General features: G+C 49.6%; 18 protein-coding genes. 16 read left to right on the forward strand and 2 right to left on the reverse strand.

Translation table 11 applies throughout. The features are described 5' to 3' along the window. The 14 genes from JK198_RS09330 to JK198_RS09395 all read left to right on the forward strand — a co-directional run bounded on the left by JK198_RS09330 (position 1) and on the right by JK198_RS09395 (position 17,271). The gene (locus JK198_RS09330; RefSeq protein ID WP_212709621.1) at positions 1 to 423 is read left to right on the forward strand and encodes an HK97 gp10 family phage protein; all 423 of its coding nucleotides are present in this window, start codon (positions 1 to 3) and stop codon (positions 421 to 423) included. Further along, a complete protein-coding gene (locus tag JK198_RS09335; protein ID WP_212710436.1) occupies positions 420 to 812 on the forward strand; it encodes a phage tail terminator-like protein in 393 nt (130 codons plus the stop codon). The genes JK198_RS09330 and JK198_RS09335 overlap by 4 nt, the downstream gene beginning before the upstream one ends. A gap of 18 nt (positions 813 to 830) precedes the next feature. After that, positions 831 to 1,805 (forward strand): phage tail tube protein, encoded by a 975-nt coding sequence (locus tag JK198_RS09340; protein WP_249213290.1) that lies wholly within the window; start codon positions 831 to 833, stop codon positions 1,803 to 1,805. 61 nt (positions 1,806 to 1,866) lie between these two features. Beyond that, positions 1,867 to 2,295, forward strand: a complete 429-nt coding sequence (locus JK198_RS09345) for a hypothetical protein (protein ID WP_212709624.1) — start codon at positions 1,867 to 1,869, stop codon at positions 2,293 to 2,295. 170 nt (positions 2,296 to 2,465) lie between these two features. Further along, positions 2,466 to 2,648: a hypothetical protein gene (locus tag JK198_RS09350; RefSeq protein ID WP_212709625.1), complete on the forward strand. Its 183-nt coding sequence runs from the start codon at positions 2,466 to 2,468 to the stop codon at positions 2,646 to 2,648. A gap of 65 nt (positions 2,649 to 2,713) precedes the next feature. Continuing rightward, entirely contained in the window at positions 2,714 to 3,019 is a 306-nt protein-coding gene (locus tag JK198_RS09355) for a hypothetical protein (RefSeq protein ID WP_212708866.1), read from the forward strand. A 78-nt stretch (positions 3,020 to 3,097) separates the two neighbouring features. Next, positions 3,098 to 3,331, forward strand: coding sequence for a hypothetical protein (locus tag JK198_RS09360; protein WP_212710437.1), 234 nt, complete (start codon positions 3,098 to 3,100; stop codon positions 3,329 to 3,331). Between the two features lie 59 nt (positions 3,332 to 3,390). Further along, positions 3,391 to 6,327, forward strand: a complete 2,937-nt coding sequence (locus tag JK198_RS09365) for a phage tail tape measure protein (protein ID WP_212710438.1) — start codon at positions 3,391 to 3,393, stop codon at positions 6,325 to 6,327. Next, a complete protein-coding gene (locus JK198_RS09370; protein WP_349290187.1) occupies positions 6,324 to 6,668 on the forward strand; it encodes a phage tail protein in 345 nt (114 codons plus the stop codon). The genes JK198_RS09365 and JK198_RS09370 overlap by 4 nt, the downstream gene beginning before the upstream one ends. Positions 6,669 to 6,720: 52 nt before the next feature. Next, a complete protein-coding gene (locus JK198_RS09375; protein ID WP_212710439.1) occupies positions 6,721 to 7,458 on the forward strand; it encodes a phage minor tail protein L in 738 nt (245 codons plus the stop codon). Between the two features lie 2 nt (positions 7,459 to 7,460). Then, entirely contained in the window at positions 7,461 to 8,189 is a 729-nt protein-coding gene (locus JK198_RS09380; RefSeq protein ID WP_212708872.1) for a C40 family peptidase, read from the forward strand. Further along, on the forward strand, positions 8,167 to 8,769 hold the full coding sequence (locus JK198_RS09385; RefSeq protein WP_212708862.1) for a tail assembly protein: 603 nt from the start codon (positions 8,167 to 8,169) through the stop codon (positions 8,767 to 8,769). Before JK198_RS09380 ends, JK198_RS09385 begins: the two co-directional genes overlap by 23 nt. 51 nt (positions 8,770 to 8,820) lie before the next feature. Beyond that, a complete protein-coding gene (locus tag JK198_RS09390) occupies positions 8,821 to 16,209 on the forward strand; it encodes a DUF1983 domain-containing protein (protein WP_212710440.1) in 7,389 nt (2,462 codons plus the stop codon). A gap of 342 nt (positions 16,210 to 16,551) precedes the next feature. After that, a complete protein-coding gene (locus JK198_RS09395; RefSeq protein ID WP_212710441.1) occupies positions 16,552 to 17,271 on the forward strand; it encodes a hypothetical protein in 720 nt (239 codons plus the stop codon). An 872-nt stretch (positions 17,272 to 18,143) separates the two neighbouring features. Here JK198_RS09395 and JK198_RS09400 read toward each other — a convergent pair. Then, positions 18,144 to 19,787: a dihydroxyacetone kinase subunit DhaK gene (locus JK198_RS09400; RefSeq protein WP_212710442.1), complete on the reverse strand. Its 1,644-nt coding sequence runs from the start codon at positions 19,785 to 19,787 to the stop codon at positions 18,144 to 18,146. Positions 19,788 to 20,029: 242 nt separating this feature from the next. On the opposite strand from JK198_RS09400, the gene JK198_RS09405 reads away from it, so the two are divergent. After that, positions 20,030 to 20,728, forward strand: a complete 699-nt coding sequence (locus JK198_RS09405) for an RluA family pseudouridine synthase (protein WP_212710443.1) — start codon at positions 20,030 to 20,032, stop codon at positions 20,726 to 20,728. A 65-nt stretch (positions 20,729 to 20,793) separates the two neighbouring features. On the opposite strand, the gene JK198_RS09410 is transcribed toward JK198_RS09405, so the two are convergent. After that, the gene (locus tag JK198_RS09410; protein ID WP_212708857.1) at positions 20,794 to 21,333 is read right to left on the reverse strand and encodes a DUF2058 domain-containing protein; all 540 of its coding nucleotides are present in this window, start codon (positions 21,331 to 21,333) and stop codon (positions 20,794 to 20,796) included. A gap of 318 nt (positions 21,334 to 21,651) precedes the next feature. Here JK198_RS09410 and JK198_RS09415 point away from each other — a divergent pair, with 318 nt between their 5' ends. After that, a complete protein-coding gene (locus JK198_RS09415; RefSeq protein WP_212708856.1) occupies positions 21,652 to 21,846 on the forward strand; it encodes a hypothetical protein in 195 nt (64 codons plus the stop codon). Positions 21,847 to 21,975 lie beyond the last annotated feature (129 nt).

Here is a 21,975-nt window from a genome sequence, read left to right on the forward strand (position 1 = left end):
GTGGCGAAAGGCTGGAGTTTTGACCCGTCAGAGTTTGCAGGAATGGTCAAAGAGGATGTCGGAAAAAAACTGAGGGTTATTTCCGTTCAGTTACTGAATGAGATTGTGATGACATCGCCGGTCGGAAATCCCGAACTGTGGATGAGTAAACCGCCTCCCGGCTATGTCGGCGGTACGTTCCGGGCGTCAAATCTTGTCAGTGTCGGTGAGCCTGATTACTCAGAGCCTGCCGGTCCCGATGAAGAAGGTTCCCGCACCATTCAGCAGGGGAATGCAGTCATCGCCACAGGTAAGCCTTTCTCAGTTATCTATATCCAGTCGAATCTACCTTACAGCGTCCCACTCGAAAACGGGCACTCAAAGCAAGCCCCGACGGGTGTCTACGCCAATGCATTTAACGGAGTAGCGCAGGCCAACAAATGACCCTTACCGAAATACGCAACGCTGTCATTAAACGAATGACGGTGCAGTCAGCCATGCCTGCAAATTCTGTGACTTATCCGAATGACCCGATTTTCGACCCGACAGGGAAAACCATCTGGGCGCGGTTAACCAACCTTCCCGGACTGGCTGGCGCGGTTGAAATCGGTGACGGCCCGGTTGTCCACCGTACCGGTACCATCATCATCCAGTTGTTCGTCCCATCCGGTGCCCGATCGCTGCTTATCACCGAAACGGCTGATGCCATTCGTGAATTGTTCGAGTTCCAGACGGATGGTGCACTGGATTACTTCGCTGTAAGCGCGGTCGATGCCGGAGAAACAGACGGTTGGGCGCAGTTAAATCTTTCCATCCCATACCGCGCTATGTAGCGCTAATCAGGAGACAAAATGTCATCTGGAGCAAAAATACAGTTGGCTTACTGCCGCGAAACAACTGCCGGCACTACGCCGAATAACCCGTCATGGCTGTTGTGGAAACGTACGTCCAATGGACTGAAACCTACGCAGAACATGATCGACAATGCCGAAATCGGCGGTACTCGTATGGCAAACGGTAAGACGCCGGGCACCACTGATGTTGGCGGTGATGTGGTCTGTAAATTCCGCTACGGTCAGCATGACCTTTTCCTGGCATCCTGCTTTGGCAGTGACTGGGCCGATAACAAGCTGGTTATGGGGAACGACCGCATCGCATTCTCAGTTGCCACATTTGCCTCAGACATTGGTGTGGCGTCCATCGCTACCGGCTGCCAGGTTGGTACCTTCAAGCTCGAAATCCCGAACGATGGCGATTTGCAGGCTACCGTCACGCTATCCGGACTCGGCTGGGCTGACAAAGACGATGGCACCAGTTATTTCAGTTCACCAACTGATGCTGACGGCAAACTCCGTTTCTCATTCAAACAGGTAACTGCAATCAGCCTGAATGGTGTAAGTGGTGGTGACGGATTCTGTGTCGATACTTTCAACATCCAGTTCGACAACAACCTGCAGACACAGCGCTGTATCGGTACCGGAACTGGTTTTGCTGGAGCAAATATCCCGACCACGTTCACACCGTCTGGCCAAATCACACTGTCCTGGTCGAAATCAGCCTATGAGGCGTGGAAGAAAACACTCACCGGTGCATCAATGCCTTTCAGCTTCACGATCGCGAATGACGAAGGTTCGTATACCTTTAACTTCCCGTCTGTGCAGGTTGATGGTGACTGGCCGGATGGTGGCAATACTGACATCGTTCAGGTGCAGCTTAATATCACCGGTTCGGACACACCCCCGACCATTACCCGTGTACCAGCTGTAAAATCTCATTCACAGGCAGCTGCCGACTCAAATACTACAAGCGGGTCAACCGCTGGTTAATTCCTCATCTTTGCCCATGTCGTTCTGTATGGCGACTCGGGCCTTTTAACACGGAGGTATCATGTTAATTATTAATAAACATCTGGACGCTGATGGCACCCGCTGGATTGAGCCTGTCGCCGGGTTGAAACTGAAAGTTGGCAGCACCTCAAATCACGGTTTTAAATCCCGTACCGCGCTGGTTCGCCGCCACATCGATAAGCTGGACAGTCTGTTTAAAGCAGGTACCACTGATTTCAGCCTGGACGCTGTAGGTGATATCGACTCCATGGATGACTTGCTGCTGGAAACGTGTAGTCGTCACCTTCTACTGGATTGGGATGGTGTTGGCGAAGTGGTGAACGGTAAAGAGCAGGCGATCCCCTATACGCCGGAAGCCGGGCTGGCATTCCTACAACAAAACCCTGAGTTCTACTGGACTATAATTCAGACCGGTGCCGAGATTGCTGCTGGCAAAGAAGAACGGAAGCAGGATGCAGTGGGAAAGTAATAACCGCGCAGAAGTGGCTTAACCGTTACTCTGGGCTGGAGGGTGAACGTAATCGCTGGCGTGAAGAACGATTAGGTATCAAATCTGGTGACGAACCAGATGTTGATGAACTGACTGCACTACTATTGTCTTCCTATGCCACGATAAGCCGCGGCAGGCGATACACGGGAATGGCTGCATCACCTTTGCCAATCTCCATCAGAGATATTGATGCTTATCTGGCACCACGCCCGTTGGTGGTAGATCGTGAGTTATTCGAAGCAGCTATTTTCGCACTGGATGATGAATATCGGGCAGAATGGTCACGACAACAGCAGCAGGTCGAAGCGAATTCGGACGGTGACGAGGGCTGATTTGCTTTCCTTTGCATAATTTTAGTCCTAGGATTAATCCTGACTTTATCAATGAGGGTAGGGATGTGAAGAAGCTTATTTTGATTTCAGCTTTAGTTCTGTCGGCTTGTGCTTCTCATCAGGAGCAGGATATAAAAGAACGCGTGATGAAAACAGACAATATAATTGTTCACTATTCGGAAGAGAGTAAAGCGGACGTTATTTCCGCTGCTAAGGCTGATGATATACGTGTTGTTCATGATCTGAAAACAATGAATGTTTTAGTCTTTGGTGTTGCAGAAAAAGATGTAGATAAAGAGATCCATCGAATGGAGAAAGTGAAAGGTGTCCTCGGAGTTCAGAAAGATAGCAATACGGCAACACTGCAATAGTTAATACTCATCTTGCTGTTTTTTTATGCACTAATTCGTAGAAGAATATCACTATAAATTATTCGTTGGGATGTATATATGAAAGGGATTCTCTGGGCTATTTTTGCCGTGGTTGTTGTATTTTTTCTGTGGGGTTCCATTTTGAATTCTTCACCAGAGGAAAAAGCAAAAGCTCATGCTCGTGATGCGATCAGCTTGTGTAAATCTAATCAGGATAAGGTTTCAAACACACAGTCTGAGAGGCAATTCATTGCCAGCGTTTGTGAGCAAATGGAAAGTAATTATAAGCAGGAATATGGCACGACCCCATAGTCAGCTAGTTTTTATGGACCCAGCAAATGCTGGGTTTTTTTATGCCCGGAGAAAAGTAAATGGCAGAACAATCTTCACGTCTCGCAGTCATTATAGACAGCTCTGGGGCTCAAAAGAATGCCGACTCACTGGCAACATCCCTCGCAAAACTTACCCAGGCTGGTGAGAAAGCCGAAACAGCTACTGAAAACTTATCTGGGGCGACAAAAGATTACAACTCTTGGATGAAGCAGGGTCCCAGGCTTGTAGATGATGTTACTAAGTCCACACAGGCGGCGACCAAAGCCACGAATGACGAAGCCAAAGCCCTTGGTTCTTTGCTGGACAAAATCAATCCAATTAATGCCGCTCTGAACCGACTTGATGATCAGCAGCAGGCTCTATCTAAGTTCAAAAGCAAAGGTATGCTGGATGAAGAAACCTTCACTGAATACAGCGACAGGATTGACCAGGCCAGGAGTAAGTTAACTGGTTTTTCTGAGGCGCTGACAAAGACAGGTGACACCTCCAGACATGCGGCCCACAACATGGCAATGATACCGTCCCAACTGTCGTGGATGGTAACGAGTATTGCCAGTGGGCAGTCGCCTATCATGGCGCTGGTTCAGCAGGGCAGTATGTTAAGCGGCATGATGGGTGGACTTGGGCCGACAATTAAAGCAGTCGGCACTTACCTTGCTGGATTAGTCAATCCACTTACCATTGCAGGTGCCGCAGTAGCAGTTCTCGGACTGGCATATTATCAAGGAGAACAGGAGCAAGAGGCTTTTAAAAAGTCACTTATCCTGACCGGTAACCAGGTTGGGAAAACGGCGGATCAGCTTACTGATATGGCGGACACCGTAAGCGCAGCCACTGGAGCTACACAAGGGCAGGCGTCATCAGTTATCGCTCAAGCGGTATCGACCGGCACTATTGCGGGAGATTCTCTACAGAAAGTTTCAGCGGCCATTGTGAGTATGAGTGATGCTACCGGTCAAGCCACAGATAGCCTGGTGGCTGACTTCAGCAATATTGCCGCAGACCCTGTGGCGGCTATTACCAAGCTGAATGACCAGTACCATTTCCTCACTCTGGCTACTTATAACCAGATTAAGGCACTTCAAGACGAAGGTAATCAGCAGGGCGCGGCAAAAGTAGCTAATGACGCTTACGCCAATGCGCTAACCCAGAGAGCAAATGAGATTAAAAACAGCCTTGGTACACTGGAAACTATTTGGAATTCAGTGGGTGAGGCAGCGAAGGGCGCCTGGGATAGCATGCTGGATATTGGTCGTGGCCAGACCCTCCAACAGCAGATAGCGAACGTCCAAAAGCAAATCGCCGATATCCAAGGCAATGTTAAGCCGGGTATGTTTGGTTTGGGTGGGATCGGCGATGGCGGTGTCCAGGATAAACATCTTGCCTCATTAAAAGCACAGCTTTCCTTTTTGCAAAGTCAGGCTTCTACCCAAGATGTGCTAAATGGCTTTATCGATAAGCATAATCAGGCCCAGCAGGCTGGTATTAAGGCACAGGAGTATATCGATAATCTCCAGGAACAATCCTTATCTAATGCTGAAAAAAGGACAAAAGAACAGAACCTGCTTACCGAAGCATTGAAGAAAACTCGGGCCGCTGGGACGAGCATAAGCGCCGCTGAAGAAGCGCAACTCAGGCAGGATATCGATAACAAATATAAAGACCCCGCGCAGCCGAAACAGCGTCATGAAAAAGCCTATACAGAGGATGCAGGAACCAGGTTGCTCGAGCAGCTGAATCAACAGCATGCTGTAATGGTGTCACAGCTCGACACGACGGATAAGCTATCTACAGCCCAGCAATCGCTTGTGAAATGGGAACAGCAGCTGGCTAATCTGAAAAGTAAGTCTACATTGACAGCTGATCAGAAGTCATTGTTAGCAAATCAGGATAAAATCACGGCGTTATACCAACAGAATGCAGCCCTCGAACATCAGCAACAGTTACAAAAACAAGTAACGCAGCTTTCCGGATATCAGTCAAACATCAATAAAGATATCGGCAACAGACAATCACAGTATGGCACTGAGGAATTGTCTGCATCTGGTTCTATCAGCGCTTATCAGCAAGGGATTCTCACGCAAAGAACGACACTTGAGCAACAACTGAATGACAAGGTTATCCAACTGAGACAGCAGCGAACCTCTGCTACAACGACCATTGACCGCGAAACTATAGATAAAGAAATATCTATGCAGCAGGCAGCAAATGACCAGATGCTTTCAGATTACGATAAGCATACGCAAAGCATGAGCGCTATACGAGGCTCATGGTCAAACGGAGCCGATAAAGCGTGGCAAGAGTATGCTGATAGCGCTTCAAATGCATCAGGAATGACGCAAACACTATTCAGTGACGCTTTTTCAAGCATGGAAGATTCCATCGCTACCTTTACCACAACGGGTAAGCTGTCATTCAAAGGGTTTGCCAATTCGGTTATTGGTGACATATCCAGAATCGCAGCCCGCATGGCTATATCCGGTATCGCGAGCAGTATCATTGGTGGTTTAAGCGGAATGTTTACAGGTGGAGGAGGGGTTAAGGCATCATCCGGCAGTTCCTTTTCATCAGGTGCTTACAATAACCTATCACTGAATGCAAAGGGTGGCGTTTACGACTCTCCATCGCTCAGTGCATACAGCAATCAGGTACACAGCTCACCCAAACTATTCGCTTTTGCTAAAGGCGCTGGCGTGTTCGGTGAGGCGGGACCAGAGGCTATCATGCCATTGACTCGCGGTAAGGATGGTTCACTTGGCGTAAGAGCCGTCGGTGGTCAATCAGCGGCAGGAGGGGGGATTCACCTGGGGGGCATTATCGTGAACGTAAACGGTCAGGGGCAGGCGTCAGCAAACAATTCAGGTACTGACGGGCAGGGCATTGCCAAGCAAATACAGGCTGCAGTAGTGAATATCATTAACGAGCAGGCAACGAAGCAAGGTACACCACTCTGGCGGGCAATCAAGGGGAAATGATGACTACTGATACCTTTGATTACTGCGTAAGCATAGGCGCATCAGGCACACTGCCGGTTAAGACATCCTCAGCCCAGTTCGGAGACGGATATAAGCAGGTTTCCGGAGTTGGCTTAAATGATGCTCTTGAAACCTGGGAACTGACCAGCAAAGGGCGTCCGGAGAATATGCTGGAAGTCCGCAATTTTTTGAGCAGCCATTGTGTTCATTCCTTTTATTGGACTAATCCTTGGGGAGAAAAGAAGCTTTATCGGGTCAAAGCTGACTCGATTGCCCCCTCTTTTGTTTATGGTAACTGGGCCGAAATATCTTTCACCTTTGAAGAGGCCGTAGCACCGTAAATCTGATCACAAACAATAGGCCGCCTGCGGGCGGTTTTTTTATGGGTGAAATATGAGCTTTACAGCCGACTTGCAACACCTGGAACCCGGTGCCCTTGTACAGCTTATTGAGGTTGACGGCACAGAATTTGGTATGCCGGATGTGCTGCGGTTCCATGCGTATAATATTACCGATCCTGACTGGCAGTCCTTCACCACCGGCAATCTGCCGTCAGTTATCTGGCAGGGGGAGGAATACGATCCGCACCCCTATGAGTTAACTAATCTTGCTGTTACCAGCGAAGGTGCTCAGGCAACGCCGACCCTGTCAGTGGGCAATGTCGGTAATTTTGTGGCCGCACTTTGTCTTGAATATGACGATCTGGTGAAAGCGAAGGTCAGAATTCATATAACGTTTAAAAAATACCTCGATGCGGCGAACTGGAAGGGCGGAAACAGCGCCGCCAATCCAAATGAATCACGAAAGCAGCTGTTTTACATCAATTCAAAAACCTCAGAGACCCGCGCACAGGTCGATTTCGAGCTGTGTTCCCCGTTTAACATCCAGAGCCTGCAACTACCATCACGTCAGATTACGCCTGGCTGCACGTGGTGTATGCGCGGCTGGTACCGGTCGGGCACTGGCTGTGATTATGCCGGTGAGAAATATTTTACAAAGGACGGCGTGTCGACAGATGACCCGTCGAAAGACGTGTGTGGTGGTTACCTCAGTGACTGCAAACTGCGTTTCGGTACCGACTCCCCGCTGCCGTTCGGCGGTTTCCCGGGCGCTAACCTGCAGGGGAAATAATGCTGCGTGAGAAACTGACTGACGCGATCCGGCAGCATGCCGCTGCCGAGTACCCGAACGAGTGTTGCGGCGTGATTGTACAGTGCGGTCACCGGCAACACTATATTCCATGCCATAACGATGCTGGCAGTCCGGAAGAGCAGTTCCTGATGCGCGATTCTGATTACCGGTCAGCAGAAGCACAGGGCGAAATTATCATGATTATCCACTCTCACCCAGATGTGCCGGTGCTTATCCCATCTGAAACTGACCGGATTCAGTGTGACTACTCCGGTCTTGAGTGGGGCATTATCTCCTGGCCGGAGGGTGATTTTTGCACCTTCTCACCCAGGGCAGACCGGGATTATACCGGCCGTCCGTGGGTGCTAGGACATGCTGACTGCTGGTCACTTATTATGGATTACCACCGGCGGGAGTTCGGCATTGTATTGAAAAACTGGTCGGTACCGTACGAATGGTGGAAGGACGGCAAAGAAAACCGCTATGAAGATCACTGGTATGCGGAGGGCTTTCGTGAAGTTCAGCACCTTCAGCCAGGTGACATGGTTATGATGCGCATCGGTTCGCCGGTTACCAACCACGCCGCCGTTTATCTCGGCAACAATCTTATTCTTCATCACAATTTCGGCAATCTCTCAGCGCGGGTCCCTTACGGACAATATTTCCGTGACCGGACTGTGCGGATTGTCCGGCACAAGGATATTCCTGATGTTAAAAACGCTCATCCTTAAAGGTCAGGCCGGTAAGCGATTCGGTAAAGAGCACCGGTATCATGTTGATGACCTGAACGAAATGCTGAGGGCTATGTGCGCCCAGGTGCCCGGTTTCCGTAAATACATGGCACTGGCGCACCATGACGGTATCCGGTTTGCTTTCTTTACCGGTACAGACAATATCGGTATTGACGGATTTGGCCTGACGCGCACTTCGGAGACTTACACAATGCAGCCGGTGCCCCAGGGGGCAAAATCCGGCGGACTCCTGCAGGTTGTTATCGGTGCCGCTGCACTGGTCGGAGCATACTTTACCGCCGGTAGTTCACTTACACTGCTTGGTCTCAGCGCAACGTCAGTCAGTACGGCATTAACAGGTATCGGATTGTCGATGGCGCTGGGCGGTGTTGTCCAGATGCTGACCCCTCAGCCCAAATATGCCGTCGGCAGCTCATCCACCGAAAACAAGCCAAACTATGCTTTCGGCGCACCGGTGAATACCGTAGCGATGGGTTACCCGGTACCGCTGCTTTACGGAGAACGGGAAGTGGGCGGGGCGATTATCAGTGCCGGTATATTCTCCGGCGACCAGCAGTAAATCATTCAGAAATGTTCAGCCACCTCAGGGTGGTTTTTTTATGGAGTTTTTATGTCAATGAATACCATTCAGGGTGCCAAAGGCGGGGCTGCAAGTGCCCATACGCCAGTTGAACAGGCGGATGACTTACTGTCGACGGATAAGCTGAAAATGCTGGTTGCCGTTGCCGAAGGTGAAATAGAAGGTTCGCTGTCACCACAGGATATTTTTCTGAATGATACGCCACTCGCCAACAGTGACGGGTCTTACAATTTCACCGGCGTTAAATTTGATTTCCGTAACGGCACACAGGATCAGTCGTATATCCAGGGCATGCCAGAGGTGGATAATGAATTGTCAGTCGGTATCCTCGTCAAAAAGGCATCTCCCTGGACGCGTCAGTTTACCAATGCTGCGCTGGATGCTGTGCGGGTAAAATTGTCCCTGCCTGCGCAGTATCAGTACAAAGACAACGGCGATATGGCCGGAACGGTCACGGAATATGCTATCGATCTGTCCGTCGGCGGCGGAAGCTGGCAGACCATGGTATCCGGTAAGTTTGACGGTAAAACCACCTCAGAATACCAGCGTGATCACCGTATTAACCTGCCGGCATCAGCGTCTGGCTGGGCCGTACGTGTCCGCCGTATCACCGATGATTCGACAGACAGCAAACTGGTTAATGCCTTTAAAGTCTTTTCATTTGCGGAAGTCATCGACAGTAAACTGCGTTATCCGAATACCGCCTTACTGTATATAGAAACCGATGCTGAGCAGTTCAGCGGCAGCGCCCCGAAGGTGACGTGTAAAGTCAAAGGTAAAATCATCCGCGTACCGGATAACTATGACTCTGAAGCCAGAACTTACACCGGTGCATGGTCCGGTGGCTTTAAGCTTGCCTATTCAGATAACCCGGCCTGGATTTTTTACGATCTTCTGCTGGATAAAGTTTATGGTATGGGTAACCGTGTTGATGCCTCAATGATTGATAAATGGGAGCTGTATCAGATTGGCGTTTACTGTGATCAGAAAGTGTCAGATGGTGCAGGCGGGACCGAACCGCGGTTTACCTGTAACGTATTCATTCAGAGTCAGGACGATGCCTATACCGTACTGAACGACCTGGCTGCTGTATTCCGCGGCATTACCTTCTGGGGAAATGATCAGATTACTGTCACTGCTGACACACCCGCGGATGATCCGGACTGGACCTATACGGCGGCAAATGTCATTGACGGACTGTTCACTTATGCCGGCGGTTCATATAAAAACCGTTATACCTCCTGCCAGGTCAGCTACTCAGACCCGCAAAATCATTACGCCGACACAGTTGAGCCTGTCTGTGAGCCCGATCTGATTGCCCGCTACGGCGTGAACGAAATGACTCTGACGGCCATTGGCTGCACGTCACAAAGTGAAGCCAACCGGCGGGGCCGCTGGGCACTGCTGTCAAACTCGAAAGACGGCACCGTAAGTTTCAGTGTCGGTCTTGACGGTCATATTCCGCTGCCTGCTTCAATCATTGGTGTGGCTGATCCGTACCGCGCCGGAAAACAGAACGGCGGCAGGCTGTCTGCTGTAAACGGGAATGTCTTTACGCTCGACCGCGCTGCCGATTTCGCAGCAGGTGACCGGCTGATTCTTAATCTGCCTGACGGCACATCACAGGCACGGACCATCGGTAATATCAGTGATGATAAAAAAACGCTCACTGTGAATACTGCATACAGCCAGACACCGGTCGCTGGTGCGGTTTGGGTGATTGACAGTGATAACCTTGCGGTGCAGCAATTCCGGGTAACCTCTGTTTCTGATAACGGTGACGGTACCTTTACGATCGCCGGCGTTCAGTACGACCCGAATAAATTTGCCTATATTGATGACGGGGTGAAAATTCAGGCCGCACCGGTAACGATAACCCCTGCAGCCGTTATGCCCGCGCCTGTAAATATAACGGTAAACGAAGTCAGTTACACATCCCAGGGGATCAGTGTGTCTTCACTTCAGGTGTCATGGGGTGCCGTGAAAGGTGCGGTTAAATATTCTGCCCAGTGGCGGCGTGACAACGGGGAGTGGATCAATACCGGGACGGTCAGCAGCCAGGGATTTGCCGTCAATAATATTTATGCCGGTGTTTATGAAGTCAGAGTCCGTGCGATAAACTCCTCCGGAATATCTTCACCCTGGGGAACGGCTGATACCGTCACCCTCAGCGGGAAGCAGGGAAAACCGCCGGTACCGGTCTCACTGACTGCCTCTGATAACACTGTGTTCGGGATAGATCTGACCTGGTCATTCGGTACCGGCTCTGATGACGGCCTGAAAACTACGCTTATGGTTTCAACACTTGCTGACCATTCAGATGAAACGCTGCTGGCTGATATTCCGTACCCTCAAAGCACTTATTCACTGACCGGACTTGCGGCCGGCGTGGTGCGTTACTTCCGGGCTGCATTCACAGATAAATCGGGTAATCAGTCTGACCGGACTGATTATGTGAAGGGGCAGTCGTCTTCCCGTGCCAGCGATGTACTGAGCTATATTTCCGGGGAAATCAGCAAAACAGATTTAGCTAAAGACCTGACCACTGAGATTGATAATAAAGCGGAACAGTCGAAAGTTGATGCTCAGATATCCGGGGCCAGTACTGCCGCCAAAAATTCACTTGATAGTGCGATCTCTGCGGTAAATCAGCAGCTGGCAGACGCGAAGAAAGACGCTGCCGCGGCTGTTGCCGCCGAAGCAGAGGCCCGTGCAGTCACGGACCGGGAAAACGCGAATGCGATAATTAAGGAAGCACAGGACAGAACTGCTGCTGTTGCGGCTGAAGCTCAGCAAAGGGCGTCAGCGGATAAGAATAACGCCAGCGCAATATCACAGGAGGTGAGTGACAGAGCGGATGCTGTCAACGCTGAAGCTCATGCCAGGGCTGACGCCCTTCTGAATGAGCAGAATTCACGTACAGCAGATATCGCGACCGTGAAAACGCTGATTCAGAACGGTGATAACTCCCTCGCTCAGCAGATAGCCAAAGTCGCCGCCGGTACCGGTGAACAGTTCGACTCCCTCGATATCTGGTATTTCGACAACGGAACCCGCGAGGGATGGACAAGCCACGGCGGCGATCCTGTTATCTCAAAAGACGGCTGGATGCGTCCGGCGGTCAGTGGTGATGAGTATATAAACTCACCCGCGGGATTAAACATCAATTCATCGGCGTACCGATTTCTCAAAGTCAGACTGAGAAAGACAGGAACACTGCATTGGGACGGGCAGCTACGGTGGAAAGACAGTAAGGGGTCATTTAATGACACCAATATGGTCACTGTCGCAGAGCCTGAATGGGACGAAAATAATACAGCAACGATCACATTTCATGATGTACCGTGGACCAATGTTTCCGCCGTTGACCAGTTCCGCTTCGACTTATCAACCGCGGTTGATGCTAATAATTACATTGAGTATGACTGGATTGCTGTTGGCCGGCCAACACCGGGGGCCGGGATGGCAGCATTACAGAATGAGCAGGCAGCGCGTGTGAATGCGGATGCCGCCGAGGCAACGCAGAGGACCACGCTGGCCACTCAGCTTCGCGGGCCATATACGGGGAGTGATGCCTCTCAGTTAACGTCCGGCCTTATCTACAGTGAGCAGCAGCTGAGAATTACCGCGATAAAAGCGGAGGCCACCGCCAGACAGGCGCTTGAAACTAAGCTTGATGGCAGTGTGTCTGACATCGATAAATCACTGGACACGCTGAACACAGCAACTCAGGCCAACGCATCAGATATTACGAAGCTTAATAGCAGCCTCAGCACCACTGACAGCAACGTGGCAAAAAAAGCCGAAGCAACTGCTCTGAATGCTCTGCAGCAGACCGTCAGCCGGCAGGGAGACACCGTTACCTCGCAGGGTAATTCCATCACTACTCTGCAAAACAGCCTGACACAGACTAATAAGAATGTGGCGACGAAGGCAGATGCTTCAGCCCTCAGTGCATTGAGCAACACCGTCAGCCAGCAGGGGAGCACACTCTCATCGCAGGGAAGCGCCATCACCAGTCTGCAAAATGGCCAGGTACAAACCAATAAAAATGTGGCCACTAAAGCCGATGCCAGTGCTGTGAGTGATCTCAGTAGCGCAGTAAAAAGCCATGGGGATGAGATAACCTCCCAGGGGGCTGCAATCACAACGCTGCAAAGCAACCTCTCACAGACCAATAAGGAGGTGGCGACTAAGGCGGATGCCTCGGCGCTAACAACGCTGAGTAATACCGTCAGCCTGCAGGGGACTGTAATAACCTCTCAGGGGAATGCAATCACTCAGCTAAACAATACTGTGAGCAGCCAGGGTACGGCGATAAGTAAAAAGGCTGATGCCTCAGCATTAAATGATTACTATACGAAGTCTCAGGCGGATCAGGCCACGGCCGGGCAGGTAAGTCAGTTCTCCTCATCGCTGGTTATTGGTGGCCGTAACCTGATAGCCAATACTGCAACGCTGCATAATGCCGGTACAACTGACGGAAGCTTTAACGGCAACCGGGTAGCCACGATTAAGAAAGCAAAAGCAGATGCGGGTAATTACGTTGATTTGTGGAATACAAACACAATTAACCCCGTGACAGGCACAACGTATGTTTACAGCTTTTATGCAAAGGCTCTCCATGAGGGTGATTATGCTCAGTGTTACTTTTACTCGCCGAATACGACAGTAAAAGCCGTCAGCTCTCAGGGAACCACCACCACAGGATCGGATGGCGGCATTCAGATTAAGCTGAGCACCACGATGCAGCGTTACTGGATTGTCTGGACGCAAGGTGCGACAACAACAGCCAAAAGTATCGTTTCGCTTCGCATCAGTAAGGACAGTACGAAGGATCAGCAAGTCTGGCTATCATGCCCGCAACTGGAAGCTGGTTCAGTCCCCTCTGACTGGTCCCCGGCACCGGAGGATGTTCAGTCGGGTATTGACGCAAATGCTCATGCGGTCAGCGGTCTGAGTAGCACTGTCAGCCAGCAGGGTGACAAGATAACGTCGCAGGGTAATTCTATCACCAGCCTGCAGAACAACCTGGCGCAGACCAATAAAGATGTGGCGACTAAGGCCGATTCATCGGCGCTCAGCACACTGACTAACACGGTGAAAAGTCAGGGTGACAAGATAACGTCGCAGGGTGATGCGATCACCAGCCTGCAAAATAACCTCGCGCAGACCAATAAGACCGTGGCTACAAAGGCGGATGCCTCAGCACTGAGTAACCTGAGTAATACCGTTACTCAGCAAGGAAACTCATTAACCACGCAAAGCAACGCTATCACCAGCCTGAATAACAGCCTCAGCCAGCAGCAGGCAAAAGGCGGGAATCTCGTCACAGACCCCGGCTTTGAGTCTTTCACCGAGTCACGGGATGGCGTTGGCCTTATTACTGACGGGACGCACCATTCAGGGAGTAAGTGCGCTAAGTTACGCAGAACAGCTCCGACAGGCTCAGGCGGGAATAATGATGTCAATTATGGCGGATGGTTTAACGTCAGACCCGGGCAGGTATTCTATGTCGAAGGATGGTTCAGGTATGACGCGAATAGTACCAGCAAGAATGGTTACGCTAACGTGGGGATATGGACAAATAATTTCGCCGGACAAAACAACTGGTCGACGTGTTTTCAGGTGAAGATTGCAGACTTACCATCGGATATCTCATGGAAGAAATACAGTGGCTACGTCACCGTACCCGCTGACAGCATTAAAGGTGTGCTTTGGTTCGCTATTCCGCAACAGCCAGCCAATACGCAAGGTACATCAATGCTGGTTGATGATGTATATGTCTGTGATGCAACTGAAGGGTACAAGGCTCAGCAGTCAGCTGATGCTAATGCGAAGACGATCAGCACTCTGAGTTCAACTGTAACCAGCCAGGGCAACACGCTCACCTCGCAGGGTAATTCTATCACCAGCCTGCAGAACAACCTGGCGCAGACCAATAAAGATGTGGCGACTAAGGCCGATTCATCGGCGCTCAGCACACTGACTAACACGGTGAAAAGTCAGGGTGACAAGATAACGTCGCAGGGTGATGCGATCACCAGCCTGCAAAATAACCTCGCGCAGACCAATAAGACCGTGGCTACAAAGGCGGATGCCTCAGCACTGAGTAACCTGAGTAATACCGTTACTCAGCAAGGAAACTCATTAACCACGCAAAGCAACGCTATCACCAGCCTGAATAACAGCCTCAGCCAGCAGCAGGCAAAAGGCGGGAATCTCGTCACAGACCCCGGCTTTGAGTCTTTCACCGAGTCACGGGATGGCGTTGGCCTTATTACTGACGGGACGCACCATTCAGGGAGTAAGTGCGCTAAGTTACGCAGAACAGCTCCGACAGGCTCAGGCGGGAATAATGATGTCAATTATGGCGGATGGTTTAACGTCAGACCCGGGCAGGTATTCTATGTCGAAGGATGGTTCAGGTATGACGCGAATAGTACCAGCAAGAATGGTTACGCTAACGTGGGGATATGGACAAATAATTTCGCCGGACAAAACAACTGGTCGACGTGTTTTCAGGTGAAGATTGCAGACTTACCATCGGATATCTCATGGAAGAAATACAGTGGCTACGTCACCGTACCCGCTGACAGCATTAAAGGTGTGCTTTGGTTCGCTATTCCGCAACAGCCAGCCAATACGCAAGGTACATCAATGCTGGTTGATGATGTATATGTCTGTGATGCAACTGAAGGGTACAAGGCTCAGCAGTCAGCTGACGCGAACGCTAAGGCTATCAGTAACCTCAGCACAACCGTAACTAACCAGGGTAACACGCTCAGTTCGCAAGGTACGGCGATCACCAGCCTGAATAGCAGCCTGTCACAGACGAATAAGACTGTTTCAGGCAAGGCGGATGCATCAGCATTAAGCTCTCTGACAACAACAGTCAACAACCATGGTTCTGAGATAGACTCGCAAGCTAAGTCCATCAATAGCCTGTCCACGTCAGTGAATAATAATAGTTCTCAGATATCGGCGGTTAATAAGACTGTAGCGGCCCTTGATGGGACAGTTTCAGCAACGTATTCACTGAAAGTTCAGACGGACTCGAACGGCAATAAACGCGTGGCTGGCTTCGGGCTTTCCAGCGACAATACCGGTACTCAATTCCTGGTGCAGGCAGACCGGTTTGCGGTGATAAGCGGTGATAATGGGCAAGTGACATCTCCTTTTGCAATTTCTGGGAATCAGGTTTTTATTAATTCAGCAGTCATTAATGACGGAACAATAACAAGTGCTAAGATTGGGGATTATATCGCATCAAATAATTATAATTGGAATAATGGCTCAACTGGATGGTTGATCAGGAAAGATGGATTTGCAAGCTTCATAGATATAAATGTTAGTGGAGGGAAAATCCAGATGAAAGATAGTAATGGGGTAGTGAGGGTTGAACTTAGCTCAAGCTAACAATAATGCGGGGCTAATGGTCCCGCTAAGGATAATAAGTGGCCGGGATAGTGGTTCGTGATGAAAACGGAAATATAATTCTTGATTCTAATGATTATTACCTTAGGAAAGTGGACTCATTGAGTCTGACTTTAACTCAAAAAAAAACTTTTATCAGTTATCAGGGGATGGATCATTCTTCGCATATTGTGTCAACTGTGTACAATGACGATCACCCAATGTTGTCGAACATGATACCTTGTGCTGCATCAAATGGTGGGTTTTGGATCTACTGTACTAGCGCGGGCCCTGAGGATTATCAAAAAGTTAATATAAATATTGATGTGTTCAGGAGGAATTAACATGGCTGGGATAGTTATAAGAAATAAGGACGGAAATGTTTCTATATCGTCAGATAACCCTACGTATAATTATTATTTCAAAACGGACATAGGCGGTAACTTTGCTCCAGGTGAGGGTGATGGGGCGGGTGATGATTTCATGCCGTCACCTTTCACTGGCGGCGTTAGATATGGAAGTTTTAATTCATACTCTGGATCTTCGGCTATAAGACAATATGCATATACTGACGAGTATTCAAATCTAAGTCAGTTAATATGGTTTAATCTTTTTGACGGGTTTGAAGCGGCTCCGGGTGGGTACTTCCAGAGAGATTCGGGGGCGTTATTATTTACGAAGCAAGCAATCCCAGAGAAAGGTAAGTATTTAAACGTTTACGATGCAAATGGCACTCTAATATGGACGGCTGAATCATGTGCAACAATGCCACGGATAATTGGTGAGTTATTTATACCTCCAGATATTAATTTAAACTCTGAAATTTCCTTCTATAACATACCTAAGGATATATATTTTTTAGTTTCTCCATTTTATTGTGACAGTGATAGTAGCGATGCTTCGACTATATATATTGCATTTTGCATAAAAAGAGAAGGTGAGAAGATAAGGTTTATCTTCTCATCAAAAGACTTGTCCGGAGGTTCGATGGGGGTTCCATTCGGTAGCTTTAAAGATATATACCCTGATGGTCTTTACATCCCGTACGCAATTATAAATGTATAGTATGTTAATGAAATAAAATGAGTGAGGATAAATAGAATGCTGGGGAAATAGCAGTAAACATGAAATCAAACACCGTAACTGGCACCGGGACAAAGTGCAAACCTGAACTTGCTATCGGGTACTGCATTTAATGTTCAGGGGCCGAGTGCAACTACACAATGAGGAGATTTTTGTCTTAATGTTTATTCACCGCAGATCCCTGCACGTCAGGCACTATCAGAATCAGATAAGCAATCTGCACTGAAAGCACTTGCAGGACAGATATCTGATGAAAAAACTTTGATTAACAGGTAACTATAGAATTCCCCTTTCGTAAAACTACGCTCACCATTGGTTCATTCGATAGCCTGTATATGCCGTAAATTTTTCAATCATCATTCTTACGCAGGAATAGTTGTTTCCTCCAAGTCATCTGACCAGTAAATATTGCTTATGGTGGAATTATCGAGGGTGATGCTCTGGATGATGCCAGGGTGATCGGAGTGGTGATGTTTATGGTGAAGAGTTTTGAAAGGCCGGAATAGTGGGGCATGTATGGGACAAAAAATTGCCGCGATATAACTCAAACTAACAAGTGTCAGGTCGAGGGATATTGCGGCAATGCTCTGTGTGCACGAACTTACTCAATATAACCTAATTAAATCATTGCATTAGGCACATTATGAATATGTCTGTGTAACGGGGCGGGGATTAATTTAGATCTGATTTTTATATATTCACCCTCCTTGTGAAATACAGATACCTCAAAGCTAAAGCTATTGGTTGGTTCCTGATTGCTTTTATATTGCAGGGGGTGTTTATGATAAACAGGGACAGTATGACTCTGTCCGGCAGCACGGCAGCGTACAGGCTCCCGTGCTGACCCGCTACCCTCAATGGCGGCGGATTGCGGAAAATACTTCGCTGACAGCCCGGGCTCCGGGATCAATATGACCCTGCAGGCTGTCTGCATTCAGGTAAGCAGAGCGGCCGGCTCCGGCTTTTTTCATCTCCGCTGTCGCCGCGGCCCCTTTCTCTGCTGCTGCGACTACCTGATCCCAGTCAGCATTTGCTGCCAGGGCCTCCAGAGCCGGTTGCAGGGCATCAACCATGGTACGGTCTCCCGTTTTTGCCCCGCCATATTTTTTCATTTGTTCCAGTCCTGCCAGCAATGCCTTACCTATATGCTGCTGCTCTGCATATCCCTCAGCGGCCGCACTAAATAATAACGACAGCAATACTCCTCCTGAACCGCCCATCGGGGTGGTAATACTTTCTCCCAGCCAGCGCAACAGTGCTGCCGGATCATTGAGCGGCAGTTGCTTATCCTGTACCGCCTTTACTACAAACCGTGCGCCGGTCGCCAGCGTAGAACCCGTGTCACCATCACCCACATGACTGTCCAGCCGGTTAAGCTGTTGTTCATTATCGATTAATGCCTGGCATGCTGAGACCAGAATAGCAGCAGTTTGTGCATTTTTTGACGGGGTCACCGGGCTATTTTCCGGCAGCGGGGCGGCCTGATGCCAGTGCATCTGTGACGGTGTATACACCGGCGACCAGCCGGAGACTTCCACCGGTGCCTGCAGGGCTGCCAGCAGTTGCGGGGTCAGAGGCAATACGGTCAGTGAAACGCCTTTCATATCCAGCGCACTGACCAGGGTCGCGGGGCCCTGCAGATAACTAACCCGCTTGCCTAATGGGGAGCTGAGCAGCTCCTGACTGAGTATTGCCAGTTCCAGTGCTGAGAAACCGCCGAGATTATTTATCATCAGTAACAGATCTGATGAGTCCCCGAGATGAGATAACAGCCGTTGGGTAAGTTGCTGTACAATTTCACGGCTGTTCTGTGTATCAAGTGTTGCGACCCCATGCTCGCCGTGAATTCCCATTCCCAGTTCACTTTTCCCTGCCGGCACCCGGTCTTCTTCATCAGACGCCGGTAAATGACAGGAAGAAAGGGCAACCCCGAGGGTCGCTGTTTTATTTAATACGGCCCGCGTCTGCTCTGTGACCTCGGTTAACGACAGGCCCTGACTGGCGGCATATCCGGCCACTTTATGGGCGAGGATGGTCCCCGAAAGACCGCGCGGCTGCGGATTGTCAGGCAGGGAGATATCATCCCCGGCCAGCACCATTTCCACCTTATAACCCAGTGCCCGGGCTTTTTCTGCTGCCAGCCCGAAGTTCAGGCGGTCTCCCGTATAATTTTTCACAATTAACAGGCAGCCCGCGTCACCGGTGACATTAATAATCGCACTGAGGACCGCATCAACCCCCGGTGAGGCAAAAATATCACCGCAGACGGCGGCCGTCAGCATACCTTTCCCGACAAAACCGGCATGCATGGGTTCATGGCCAGATCCGCCACCGGAAATCAGGGCGACCTGTTGTTTATCCCAGTCATTGCGGATCACTACCCGCAACCCGGTATCGGCTTTCAGCCGCGTCAGATTAGCATGCGGACTGGTCCGGATAATCCCCTCAAGGACATTGTCAATAATCTGGTCTTTGCTATCGTAGAAAAAATGACTCATCAGTATTACTCCGCAACAAAAAACACCGACTCTCAGTGTGAGACAGATTTATCCCCGCGGGGAAGTGCATCCCAGTTAATGTGATCTAAGTCACAATTTAATCGGTACTGATACCGGTCATTCGCAGGAAAATAGCGGCAGGGAAGTGCGCTGAATCAGCGGTAATGATGAAGACCGGCAAAGGTCGCCAGCAGTACAGAAATTGGTTATGATCCGCTGCCTGTTATTCTCCGGATCATCTGATGTCTGCTATTGTCGATACTTTTATTGCGCCTCCCTGTACTGATTCGATTGAAATTCTTTATCAGGATGAGCATTTGCTGCTGATTAATAAACCGGCCGGTTTACTGAGCCTGTCAGGGAAAAACCCGCAAAACCTGGACTCAGTACATTACCGGCTGGTGAAAGAATTTCCCGGTTGCACACTGGTGCACCGGCTGGATTTCGGCACCTCGGGAGTGATGGTCGTTGCCCGTAATAAAGCAATAAATGCGGCACTTAGTCAGCAGTTCAGTCAGCGTCGGGTCACCAAGCAATATGAAGCATTACTGTGCGGTTATCTGAAACAGAGTGAAGGAATCATTGATGCACCGATAGCCAAAGATCCCGCCCTGTTTCCGAGAATGTCGGTCTGTGCTGTTAAAGGGAAGGTATCCCGCTCTGTTTACCGGCTGCTCGGGTATGAAACATATCCGTTAGCCGACGGGACGTTATTACCGGTCAGCCGGGTACGATTACTGCCTGAAACGGGCCGGACGCATCAGCTGCGAATTCACTGTCAGCATCTGGGATTTCCGATTGCTGGTTGTGATCTCTATGGTGGTCGTGAGCAGCCAGGCAGTGACCGCTTGCCGAGACTGATGCTGCATGCCAGTCAATTACACTTTACTCATCCGGTCACCGGTCGGGTGGTGGATGCCGGTAGTCACTGCCCGTTCTGAACTCCGTACCGTGGCTGCTGTTGCCGCCAGCGAACAGAGAGATACCCTGTCCGCCGCAGCAAGGGTTACCACATCAGGTCATCAGGTACTTTAAAGTCTGCATAGGGATCGTCTTCATCCTGTTCCTGAGGCGTCAGAGTACTGTTCAAAACAATACTCCCGGCGTCGCGTTGTGCAATCTTGTCGGCGACGACGGCGGGAATAATCGCGTAGTCGGGGCGGTCTGCATGCGCAGTTATCAGACGTGCAATGGCAAGACGGCCACTGATTAGCTGAGACTGGGTGGTTTTATCGACAGTTATTTTTTTGATAAGGTTATTATCGGTGAAATTGAATTCAATATCGCCTTTGGTAATCAGTACCCGGTTCATATCAATTAACTGGCGTACCTGGGCTTTATATTCCTTAGATAATGCAGCCAGTTTCTGTTGTTCATTCAGTTGCCGGTCTCGTTCCAGCTGCGCTTTTTTATTTTCTTCTACAGCTTCTCTAGCCTCACGGGCCTGCACACGGGACTTTTTTGCGGTTCTCTGAACTTTATCCATCTTTTTGCTGGTGACGAGTCCGGCTTTCAGCATCTGTTCTTGTAAGCTAAGTTTTGTCATCGTAATACCTGAACATATTGAATAATTTTCCGGATTATAACGTTAATTCGGTTGTCTGTTGCGGGTTTTGCCAGTGAATAGCAGAAATGTTTATCACAAAAACCGGTCTCAGCTGTGCTTTACAGAGAGCGACAGAGATTCAGGGTCTATACTCTGTTGCAGAGAGAGTTAAATACGTTGTAACCATGCTAACTATATGGTTAATATGGCGACCCTGTTGTCATTCTGTCGCAGACACGAAAGGAAAAAAAACCGGTGACACATTGCTGTAACCTGACAACAGGATAATTAAGCAGATAACATAAAAAAGGAAATAATATGTTGGCGAAAATGTTTTTACACGGGCGTCATTGTTACGTCGCTGTCACTGAGATGACAGAAATCGAAAATGGCCATCTGGCTGCTGGCAATAAAGAATTTATGGTTAAGCTGGCAAATGGTATGCAGGAAAAAGTGGTGATGAACCCCGACAGCCAGGCCGGTATGGATAATGGTTGTATCCGGATAGGCTGAACTCAGACTGATAAGCAGTAAGCAGTAAGCAGTAAGCAGTAAGCAGTAAGCAGTAAGCAGTAAGCAGTAAATACTGTCATGAGCGCTGCCATCTTCTATGGCAGGCTCTGAGCTACAGCACAGTCTCCG

Source organism: Tatumella sp. JGM91 (genome assembly GCF_018257575.1).
Lineage (GTDB): Bacteria > Pseudomonadota > Gammaproteobacteria > Enterobacterales > Enterobacteriaceae > Tatumella > Tatumella punctata.